Here is a 10,586-nt window from a genome sequence, read left to right as displayed (position 1 = left end):
CTGGCGGAGGACCTGATTGCCAATCTCCGCGAGCAGGCCGCCCAGTACCGCCCGGAAATCATCACCGAAAGTAAAGTGGTTGATCTGAAAGTAAACGGCCCCATGGACATTGAATTAACAACAGAATCGGGAGACACCCATCTGACCAAAACCGTGGTCATTGCCGCGGGAGCGGGCGCGTTTATGCCGCGGAAGCTTTCGGTGCCCAATGTGGAAGAAATGGAGGGCCGCGGGGTTTATTATGTGGTACACAATCCCGAGGACTTTCGGGACCAACGTTTGCTGATAATCGGCGGAGGCGATTCGGCCCTGGATTGGTCGCTGACGCTTGAGCCGATTGCCAAAGAAATTACCCACATTCACATGCTGAAGCAGTTTCAGGGGCACGAAGACAGCGTGAAAAAGCTGATGGCGTCTCCCAAAATAAAAACCTACATTCACCATCAGTTGAAGGAAATTCACGGAGAGGAGCATGTGGAGGCTGTGACCATCGTCAACAATGTGGACGGTTCGGAAAAGAAAATCGAAGTGGATGCGGTTTTGAGTTTTATCGGTTTTATTACCAATTTGGGGCCGATCAAAAACTGGGGAATCGAAATCGAAGGCAATTCCATCAAAGTGGATCAAACCATGCAAACCAATCTGCCGGGGGTTTTTGCCGCAGGGGACATTGCTTCCCATCCGGGAAAACTGAAGCTTATTTCAACCGGATTTGCCGATGCGGCTGTTGCCGTCAACAATGCGAAGCACTTTATTGAACCCAAGGCAAGGGTTTATCCCGGGCACAGTTCTCATACCGTCGAAAAAAAGAAAAAACAGGAAAAATAGAGGGAACGACACATGAAAGAAGAGGTCTACGCACTTCTGAAAAATGCGATTCAACTGGAAAAGAATGGACTGGAAACGTATTTGCGCTATGCCCGCCAAACGCAGGATCTGGCGGGAAAGAATATGTTTATTGTTCTGGCGAATGATGAATTTGATCACATGAATCTGCTGGAAGGTATCCTTCAAAAAATAGAAAAGGATGAATCTCTGCAGGACGTCAAAGTTGATCATTCGGTGATCGAGACGGTCATTCCCAAACTGCGGGATAAGGATGTACAGACCAAAGGCACCGAGGGACAGGATCAATTATCTGCCCTCCGTGTGGCTGTGGATCTGGAACGCGATTCCATCAAACTTTACGAAGCCATTCGGGATAAAACGGATGATCCTGAGGTGAAGCGAATTGCTCAGCGGTTGGTGGAAATGGAAGACAGTCATTATCAGCTTATTCAGGCGGAAATTGATTCCATTATGGGAATGGGAATGTGGTTTGGTTTTAAGGAATTCGATCTCAATGCCGGTTAATTTTTGGACAGGGTGAACCTGAGTTCTTTATCCTGTCCCATTCATTATAAAGGATCCCTATGAAAGCCCTTGTTTTAGGTGCAACCGGATTTTTGGGGCACCATCTGGTTTTTGAATTACTGGAACAGAAGTGGGAGGTGCGCATTTTCAAACGTCCCCAAACTCCCCTGCATTTCCTCCCGGAAGACAAAATTGAAATAGCGGTCGGAGATCTGAACGATCACGCCTCTCTGGTATCGGCCATGGCCGGCTGCGATGTGGTTTTTCACACCGCCGGGTATTATCCCGTTTTTTCGCTTGGAAGAAAAAGGCAAATTCAGGACGCCCTTTTGCAAACGGAAAATGTTTTATCCGCTCTCGAAACGGCCGGCGTGCACCGCTTGATTTACACGTCCAGTGTGGGGACAATTGCCCCCCGTGAAAATCCCGATGTTCCTTCCACTGAGGACGACCGGCTTTCACTCGATCGAGCCAAGAGTACCTACCATCGGATTAAAGTGCTGATGGAGCAAAAAATCGAAACGTGGGCTGAAAAAAAGGGAGAGGCGGTCATTGTCATTCCCGGTGGAATAATTGGTCCGTACGATGTCAAGCCGACAACCGGCCGAGTGGTTCTGGAAATGCTGCACAAGAAAATGCCGGCTTACGTGGACGGACACATGAGCTGGGTGGATGTGCGGGATGTGGCACGAGCCGAAATAACGGCGGCTGAAAAAGCAGATTCCGGAGAACGGTTTGTGCTGGGAAATTGGAACACCAGCACACGCGATTTCCTGGACATGGTGGCACAAATTGCCCATGTACCCCGGCCCAGGATTAGAATTCCATTTTCTTTGGCTTATCCGGCGGCGTATCTTTCGGAAATAACCGACCGGTTCATCCTGCATCGGAAAGCACCCGCGTTGCCGCTGGTTAGTCTTGATCTTATTAAATACGGTGTGCATTTGGATTCCGAAAAGGCCCGGAAGGAACTGAATTTTTCTCCCGGCCCCCTCTCCGTTGCCATTGGAGATACAATTGACTGGTTCAAGGAACATGGGTATGTGTAACCCGGAAAAAAAGTGACACGGAGAACCTCGGAGAAAAACAGTTTCCAAGAGTGAGTTTGTTCTTGGACCAAAAATGACATACGCGCTGCGGATTTAATTTCGCTAAAATCAAGTCGTGAAAATTCGTGAAATGAGCGGGTAACGCCTTTTTCAAGCAGATTCATTAGTAAGTTTACAGTTTCCGAATCTGCGTTTAAGCCACCCAATTAATGAGGTTCCCGATGAAATATGTCCGACGATTTCTTCTTTTTGTCTTTTTAGTGGCTGGTACCTTACCGGCTGTGTCTGCAGTCCCAACCATTCAAAACCTGATCGGCTTGAAATATCCTTCGGAACTGAACCTTTCCCGTGACGGCTCCGTTGTGGCCTTTACCATTCGCGAAACCGATTTTGAGAAAAGCCGTTATTTCCGAAATATCTGGCGGGTATCCACACAAAAAGGCCACATCGAAAAGCTCACATTTGGCACCGACCGGAATCGGTCGCCCCGGTTTTCCCCGAACGGAAAACTCATTGCTTTTCTTTCCGATCGCAGCTACATTAAGGAGGGTAAACGCTTCTCCAATCGCACCCAAATCTGGATCCTGCCCGAGCGCGGTGACCCCTGGCGATTGACGGATGCCTCGGAGAATGTGCAGTTTTTTCGCTGGGCACCGGATGGGAAATCTATTGCCTTCATTGTCAAAAAAGCCCTGCCGGACAGTGTACGGCGGCTTCAAAAGGAACAACGTTCCCGGGGATTCGATGCCGAAGTAGTCGGAAAACCCGGGCAGCCGAATGAAATCTGGTTGGTCTCAGTCACGGATAAATCATCCCGTAAAGTGGCAACGATTGATCCGGGTCTCAATTATCTCGCCTTTTCACCGGACGGAAAAACCCTGGCCTTTACAACCAATTACACCGGGTCCGAAAACGATGCGCAAAAGTACGATATTTTTCTCTTGAATATCCAATCAAAGGAGATGAGTCCCTTTACGGATTTTCCAGGTCCCGAAACCCAGCCGTCTTTTTCACCGGACGGGAAGTTCATCGCGTACATCAGTCAAACGGTCCCCGACATTGAATTTGCTCAAACGGATGTGTCTCTTCTCTCGGTGAAAGGGGGCGTACCGAGGAATCTGACCGCTGATTTTGATTATGCGGTGAGCGATTTTAAATGGGGTCCGCGCGGAAAGAAGATTTATTTTGAAGGAGCCGTACGCACGGCGTCCAATATTTTTTCGGTAGAAGTGGCTTCCGGTGCCATTGAAGGTGTCCTGACCTGACAGGCCCTGATTGTTTCTCGGATTTTCACATATCCGGAAATGGCAAATACCGGGCTTATCTTGTAGAAAATAAACGCACCCTGCCGGAGATTACCTATGACAACGGCAAGAAAACTTTTCGACTGTCCGGTTTTTCCGATCAATTAAAAAATTTTTCGCTGGGTGATCAAAAGATCATTCAGTGGAAAAGCGACAAGTGGACAATTGAGGGACTTCTGGTAACACCGGTTGGATATCAGCCGGAAACCCCCGTTCCCCTGTAGCGGTTCACGGCGGCCCGTACGGACGGTTTCAAAATCGATTTCGGCAGTATTATCAGTTTCAACTCTGGGCCAATCATGGATTTGCCGTATTGGCGCCCAACCCCCGGGGAAGCGAGGGATACGGGGATAAATTTGGTCAGGCGAATCGGTACGATCTGGGCGGTGGGGACTACCGCGACATTATGCGGGGTGTGGACCATGTTATTCAGATGGGAGTAGCGGACAGTACGCGGATGGGAGTCATCGGCGGGAGTTACGGCGGGTACATGACCAATTGGATCATTTCCCAAACCCGGCGATTTAAGGCGGCCGTTTCCATGTTTGGAATTTTCAGCCTTCTAACCGATTGGAGCAATTCGATCCAGCCCAGCTGGGAGAAAATGTATTTTGGCGCCTATTACTGGGAAGATCTCCAGCCGTACCTCAAACATTCGCCGGCGTTTTATGTTACCCATATCCACACGCCGGTACTTATTTTACACGGTAAAAAGGATCAAATGACGTTTATCAGCAATTCCAAGGAGATGTACCAGGCGCTCCGTATTCTGAAGCGTCCCGTGGAATTTGTGGTTTATCCGCGGGAAGGGCACGGTATTTCCCGTGAGCCCAACCATCGGGTGGATGTCTATCGCCGCGCACTAAAATGGTTTACTCACTATTTAAAACCGTAAGAAGGGCCGTCTCACAAATAAATCGACAATCTCTACCGAAACATGTAGGTGGGGTCAATATTGATCGTAATGCTTGCAATAGAAGGAAATTTTTCGCTGATAATCTTTTTGAGGTCGGATTTCAAAGCCTCAATTTTTTCTTCCTGAAGGGGAGTTCGAAGAACGATGTCAAAAATGAGATGCTTCTCATTATTCGTGTTTTTGATCCAAATATCATTGTAGGAAAGAATCAGATCATGAGACCGAATATACGCATCCAAAAAGTCGCGTACTGCTTGAATGTGTTTGTCTCTGAGATTGATCGGGTCGGTATGAATTGAAAGCGGAATATTCAGCTGTTTTTTAACCTCGTCTTCAATTTTTTCAACAAGTTCATGCGCTTGCTGAAGAGAGTAGGCATCGGAAATTTCAATATGGAGGGTTGCGATTTTCATCTGTCCGTACTGGTGCACCACAATGTCGTAAACATTGAGTACTTCATTAAATGATTGAACAATTTTTTTGATCTTTGAAATAATTTCCGGGTCGGGAGATGCACCCAGCAGGCAATCGGATGACTGCTTGGCAATTCTAAATCCCATAAAAATAATGATTATTGAAACGAGGACACCGGCATACCCATCGAGGTAGGGAAAATTAAATTTTCCAAGAACCATGGCAATGATCACCAGAATGGCCGCGATGGCGTCGGTGTGATGATGCCAGTAATCGGCTTCCAATGCCCCTGATTGGATCATTTTCCCCAATTGTCTGGAGAATTGAGCAAGCGCCTCTTTTAAGAGAACGGTAATAAAGATGATGCCGATCACAATCCAACTGGCATGGATGGGACGTGGATGCAGGATGCGCATAAACGCCGATTTTCCAAGCTCGATCCCGGTTACAAGCAAAAGGGTGGCAATAATCAGGGTGGCAATCGCTTCCATCCGCCCATGGCCGAAGGGATGTTCTTTATCAGGGGGCTTTCGTGAAATTCGAAATCCAATGAGGATAATAATGGAGGTGCTGATATCGGACAGCGTATGAAAGGCATCTGCAATCAGGGCAATACTTTGTGTCATGAAACCAAATACTACCTTGACGATGAAAATAAAGAAATTGAGCCAGATGCTGGTCCAGGCTTCCAGAAATCCGTAACGGCTTCGGACGTCATCGTTATCCGACTGATGGTAATTCTTGATTACCTTCTTAACAATGAATTTTGTGAGTTTATTAAACATGACAATTGGGTACCGTATCGTATGAAGATTTTTATTGAATGTCTCCGTGAAAGTAATTAAAATATAGTCATTAATTATTTAAAATGAAAGAAAAAACGACAGAGCATAAGAAATCGGAGAGCAAAATATGAAACCAGTAAAAATGGGTATTCTTGGATTTGGGCATTTTGCCGAACAAACAATTCTACCGGCTATCCGCCGGACTAAGACGTTGAATTTGGTGGCCATTCAAAAACGGAGTCTCGATGCGGCCCGGGAAAAAGCGGAAAAATACGAAATCCCGTTTGCGTACAGTTCCGAAGAGGAGCTTCTCAAGAATCCGGAGGTAGAGGCGGTTTTTATTGTTTCTTCCAACAATCAGCACCTGCCTCAAACCCGGTTGGCTGCCCGGTTTGGCAAACACGTTTTGTGTGAAAAGCCTATGGCAATGACGGTTGCTGAAGCCGAAGAAATGATTGCCGTTTGCAAAAATGCCGGAGTCAAATTGATGATTGCTCACATGTTGCGCTATTCGCAATCGGTACAAGAGGCCAAGAGGTTGCTTGAAGATGGCACACTTGGCACGGTGCGTTTTGCCCGCAGCGATTTCAGCATCGATGTCACACGGTCTCCGCGCACATGGATTGCCGATCCGGCTGTAGCGGGCGGCGGTCCCGTAATGGACATTGGCGTACACGCCCTGGACACCATTCGGTTTATTCTGGGGGGAGAAGTAGAAGATGTTCAGGCATTTTTGGAACCGCCTTTCTCGAATGAGCAAATCGAAATGGATGCCCAGATTGGTATGCGATTCTCAAATAGCCGGTTCGTCAGTATTCAAACCTCATTTCGGCTGTTTTATGAAACACTGATTGAACTGCAGGGTACAAAAGGAACCCTCCAGCTCCGTAACTATTCCTTTAATCTGGGGACAGCAACCCTTTCGCTTATTTATCCGGATCTGTCCGAAAAGCGCTGGCTCGTGGAAAACGGCGATTTTTACAGGGCCGAATTGGAAGCCTTCGCCCGGGCGGTTTTGAATGATGAGGAACCTGAAATCCCCGGAGAAGAAGGATTGAAAAACCAACAGATATTGGACAAGGCATACGGGAAGTAATTCATTTTTAGAATTTTTTGTGCGTTTTCTGTGGCCGGGAAGATCGATCGCCCGTTCTTTCCTTGCGATGATAACCCTTTTGTTGTCATTGCGCACGAATAAAAAATAAATGAAATAATCCCCGGCCGAACGGGGAGAATTATTTTGTTTTTGGCCGAGCCAGTTTTATTTGTCTGTGTTTTGCATACTCGTGACACAAAAATAAACAGATTGAAACTGAAAACTTGAAGTGGAATGGACCCTTTTTCGGGTATTTTGCATAGTAGGGCGAGTTTCTGGTGAAAAAAGGAGCTTCGACAAATGGAAACTAAAACGGAATCACGAAATCCGATCACGGGTGAGGTTCTCGGACAGGTACCTTTGAATACCATTGACGATGTGCGGGAAGCCATTCGCAAAGGCCGGGAGGCGCAAAAAATATGGGCGGGAATTTCCGTAAAAGAGCGGGCAAAACGGCTGCTCCCCATCCGGGATTATATGGTTGAGCACGCGGAAGAATTGGCGGAAATCATTTCGCGGGACAATGGCAAGGTGCGCCTGGATGCCCTGATTGCCGACGTGTTGACCGGCCCGCTGATTCTTTCCTACTATTGCAAGCATGCTCCCAAAATTCTGGCAGACGAAACGCTCTGGCCGGGAAGTATCGTTTGGTTTCATAAAATCAGTAAATTGGTTCGTGTCCCCTTCGGCGTGGTAGGTATTATTTCTCCCTGGAATTACCCCTTCACCATTCCCTTTCACGAAGTTATTATTGCCCTTTTGGCCGGAAATGCCGTTTTGTTAAAAATGGCTACCCAGACACAAATGGTGGGAATGGCTTTTAAAAAAACAATCGAATCGGCAGATTTACCGGAGGGTGTGTTTCAGTACATCAATTTACCCGGACGTTTAGTGGGGGATGCCTTTTTGGAAAATGGGATTGATAAATTGTGCTTCACCGGCTCGGTTCCGGTGGGCAAAAAGCTCATGGCCAAGGCGGCCGAAACCCTTACCCCGGTCAGCCTGGAACTGGGTGGAAACGACCCGGCGCTAATTTGTGCCGATGCCGATCCCTACCGGGCAGCCATGGGCGTGCTCTGGGCGGGATTTTCCAACGCGGGACAAACCTGCGGCGGAATCGAACGGGTGTACGTCCACGAAGAGATTTACGATGCATTTCTGGCCATCCTGAAAGAAAAAGTGGACCATTTGCGGGTGGGCTACGACACCGATTTCAATGTGGATATGGGCGGCATGACAACGGAATCGCAAATCGAGGTCATTCAATTTCACCTGGAGGATGCCCTGAAAAAGGGGGCACGTATTGCAGCAGAATCGAAAGTGAATAATCCCGGGTCGTACAAAAACCTTATTCCGGCTCGCGTGCTGGTGGATGTCAATCATGAGATGCGGCTGATGCAGGAGGAAAGCTTCGGCCCGATCGTGGGTGTAATGAAGGTCCGTTCAGAGGAGGAAGCCGTTCGGTTGGCAAATGATTCCAATATGGGGCTTTCGGCTTCTGTCTGGTCAAAAAATCTGAAGAAAGCGGAACGCCTGGCCCGTCAGATTCAAGCCGGAGCCGTTCTGATTAACGATCATCTCATGAGCCACGCCATGGCCGAGACGCCCTGGGGAGGCTTTAAGGAATCAGGCATCGGACGAACCCACAGCCAGTTTTTTTTCTACGAGGTGACCGAACCGCAGGTCATTGTCAAAGATTGGCTTTCTTTTGCCAAACGGGACATGTGGTGGCACCCGTACAGCAAGCCGCTCTATGACCGGATATTGGGAACACTTCATTTTTTGTACGGAAAAGGGATCCGAAAACGGACAAATGGGCTGCTAAAAATGCTGCCGCTGATCTGGCGCATGTTTACGAAGAATGGTAAAAAATAAACGGTGCGGAGCTGTATCAAAAGTCTAGGCCTACGATCATGAGAGTTATTTTTCTAAAACATGTCATTGCGAGTGCGCTTCAGGCGGACGCGGCAATCTCATTATTTACAATATATTATGAGATTGCTTCGTCGCTCATTCTTCGCTCCTCACAATGACAAATACGCATTATTTTTTGAAAAAAGGACTTTTGATACACCCCCCAAAAAAGGCAAGGTGTAACCGCAGGCTTTACGCCTGCGAATCGAAAGCATGACGAAAAACTACAAATTTAGGGTTCTACTGGCTTTTTATGGGATCGGATAAACAAAACATGGTGTTCTCAATAAAAATCACTCATTCCTGACCCTTCCCCCGGCCCCCTCCCTGAGGTCAGGGAGGGGGAGTCAGGGGGTGGGTCATAAAAAAAGCGGTGTTTCGTTCACAATGTCTTTTTATCCATAAAAATTAAAACCCTTGCGAGGGTTTCAAACCTTCGCAAGGGTAAGGCTAAACAAGGTTGAGGAAACCAAAATGATTCACACCCGAATTACAGATCTCTTTGGCATTAACACCCCCATCATTCAGGGAGGAATGATCTGGGTGTCCGGGCACGAGCTGGCCGCGGCGGTTTCGGAAGCAGGAGGACTCGGGCTTCTGGGTTCCGGGTCGATGTACCCGGATGAGCTGCGGAAGGAAATTCAGGCCACGCGCGCCCTAACCCAAAAGCCGTTTGGCGTCAATGTCCCGCTGCTGCGCCCGGATGTGGAGAAAATTGTAGCCGTGGTGCTGGAGGAAAAAATCCCGATTGTGTTTACGTCCGCGGGAAATCCCCGAACATTCACCGAACAGCTCAAACAAAACGGGGCGAAGGTGGTTCACGTGGTCCCATCGGTTCGATTTGCCCTGAAGGCTGAAGCGGCCGGTGTGGATGCCATTGTGGCGGAGGGTACCGAGGCGGGAGGTCACAACGGCTTTGAAGAAATTACAACATTTTGTTTGATCCCTCAGGTGGTGGAGGCCGTTTCCGTACCGGTCATGGCGGCCGGCGGAATCGGAGACGGCCGGGGTCTTGCGGCTGCTCTGGCCCTGGGAGCGGAGGGAGTGCAAATCGGCACACGCTTTGCCCTGACAAGAGAATCCGCTGCTCATTTGAATTACAAAAATGCGGGACTTCAGGCTGGCGAGGCGGACACTCTCCTTTTTGCGCGCAAGGTGGGACCGATTCGCGCCTTTAAGAATGAATTTGCCCGGCGCATTTGGGAGGCGGAATTTGCCGGTGCTCCCCCGGAAAAAATCCGGGAGATGATTGGCTCAAGGCGCGCAAAGTGGGGCATCCACGAAGGCGATATGAAGGAAGGCGATCTGGAAATGGGTCAGATTGCCGGGTTGGTTAAAGATATTCCTTCGGCGGGCGAGGTGGTGCGAAAAATAACGGCCGACGCCGAATTCATTTTAAAACGTTTGAATCACCTTTTGGGATAGCTTAATTGCCCACGAGTGACACAAATTGTCAAAAAAGAACCCATTTTTGTTGAAACATAAAAAATAATTCGTGTACATTCGTGAAAATTCGGGGGCGATTTTTTTTAGAAAATCTATTTTGATTTTTGCATTGACTCTCCCTTCCCGACTAATCAAAATTCCGGTTCCTTCCGATAAAACAGTGTAAAACTCCGCACATGACTCACCGAATCAGGAGGGAAATCCCGATGAAATCCATTTTTCGCGTCTGGACATTTCTTTTTGTCTGGCTCTTTAGCGTATCGGCTTTTGCCCAGGTTGTGTACCCCGGGCGTCCTGAAATTACCGGAA

9 protein-coding genes are annotated in these 10,586 nt (G+C 48.2%); 8 read left to right on the top strand and 1 reads right to left on the bottom strand.

What is annotated here, in order from left to right:
• The 5 genes from GXO76_04815 to GXO76_04795 all read left to right on the top strand — a co-directional run.
• Positions 1–828, top strand: an 828-nt coding sequence (locus GXO76_04815; GenBank protein ID NOY77172.1) for an NAD(P)/FAD-dependent oxidoreductase, incomplete at its 5' end; no start/stop codon positions are given.
• 12 nt (positions 829–840) lie between these two features.
• A complete protein-coding gene (locus tag GXO76_04810; protein NOY77171.1) occupies positions 841–1,353 on the top strand; it encodes a ferritin family protein in 513 nt (170 codons plus the stop codon).
• 59 nt (positions 1,354–1,412) lie between these two features.
• Complete coding sequence (locus GXO76_04805) at positions 1,413–2,402, top strand: NAD-dependent epimerase/dehydratase family protein (protein NOY77170.1); 990 nt, start codon at positions 1,413–1,415, stop codon at positions 2,400–2,402.
• Positions 2,403–2,623: 221 nt separating this feature from the next.
• Complete coding sequence (locus GXO76_04800) at positions 2,624–3,667, top strand: hypothetical protein (GenBank protein ID NOY77169.1); 1,044 nt, start codon at positions 2,624–2,626, stop codon at positions 3,665–3,667.
• A 352-nt stretch (positions 3,668–4,019) separates the two neighbouring features.
• Positions 4,020–4,601: a S9 family peptidase gene (locus GXO76_04795; protein NOY77168.1), complete on the top strand. Its 582-nt coding sequence runs from the start codon at positions 4,020–4,022 to the stop codon at positions 4,599–4,601.
• 32 nt (positions 4,602–4,633) lie between these two features.
• On the opposite strand, the gene GXO76_04790 is transcribed toward GXO76_04795, so the two are convergent.
• A complete protein-coding gene (locus tag GXO76_04790) occupies positions 4,634–5,821 on the bottom strand; it encodes a cation transporter (protein NOY77167.1) in 1,188 nt (395 codons plus the stop codon).
• Positions 5,822–5,948: 127 nt separating this feature from the next.
• On the opposite strand from GXO76_04790, the gene GXO76_04785 reads away from it, so the two are divergent.
• The 3 genes from GXO76_04785 (at position 5,949) to GXO76_04775 (ending at position 10,256) form a co-directional block, all read left to right on the top strand.
• Positions 5,949–6,917 (top strand): Gfo/Idh/MocA family oxidoreductase, encoded by a 969-nt coding sequence (locus tag GXO76_04785; protein ID NOY77166.1) that lies wholly within the window; start codon positions 5,949–5,951, stop codon positions 6,915–6,917.
• Between the two features lie 300 nt (positions 6,918–7,217).
• The gene (locus GXO76_04780) at positions 7,218–8,792 is read left to right on the top strand and encodes an aldehyde dehydrogenase family protein (protein ID NOY77165.1); all 1,575 of its coding nucleotides are present in this window, start codon (positions 7,218–7,220) and stop codon (positions 8,790–8,792) included.
• A 513-nt stretch (positions 8,793–9,305) separates the two neighbouring features.
• Entirely contained in the window at positions 9,306–10,256 is a 951-nt protein-coding gene (locus GXO76_04775) for a nitronate monooxygenase (GenBank protein NOY77164.1), read from the top strand.
• Positions 10,257–10,586: the final 330 nt, after the last annotated feature.

Source organism: Calditrichota bacterium (assembly GCA_013151735.1).
In the GTDB taxonomy this organism is placed as follows: domain Bacteria; phylum Zhuqueibacterota; class JdFR-76; order JdFR-76; family BMS3Abin05; genus BMS3Abin05.
Note: the sequence above shows the minus strand (reverse complement) of the source record. Positions and strands in the feature narration are given on the sequence as shown.

What these genes read in the sequence shown, in the direction of transcription:
- GXO76_04810 (NOY77171.1), top strand. Translation starts at nt 841, where the DNA reads ATGAAAGAAGAGGTCTACGCACTTCTGAAAAATGCGATTCAACTGGAA.
- GXO76_04780 (NOY77165.1), top strand. Translation starts at nt 7,218, where the DNA reads ATGGAAACTAAAACGGAATCACGAAATCCGATCACGGGTGAGGTTCTC.
- GXO76_04800 (NOY77169.1), top strand. Translation starts at nt 2,624, where the DNA reads ATGAAATATGTCCGACGATTTCTTCTTTTTGTCTTTTTAGTGGCTGGT.
- GXO76_04775 (NOY77164.1), top strand. Translation starts at nt 9,306, where the DNA reads ATGATTCACACCCGAATTACAGATCTCTTTGGCATTAACACCCCCATC.
- GXO76_04785 (NOY77166.1), top strand. Translation starts at nt 5,949, where the DNA reads ATGAAACCAGTAAAAATGGGTATTCTTGGATTTGGGCATTTTGCCGAA.
- GXO76_04790 (NOY77167.1), bottom strand. Translation starts at nt 5,821, where the DNA reads ATGTTTAATAAACTCACAAAATTCATTGTTAAGAAGGTAATCAAGAAT.
- GXO76_04805 (NOY77170.1), top strand. Translation starts at nt 1,413, where the DNA reads ATGAAAGCCCTTGTTTTAGGTGCAACCGGATTTTTGGGGCACCATCTG.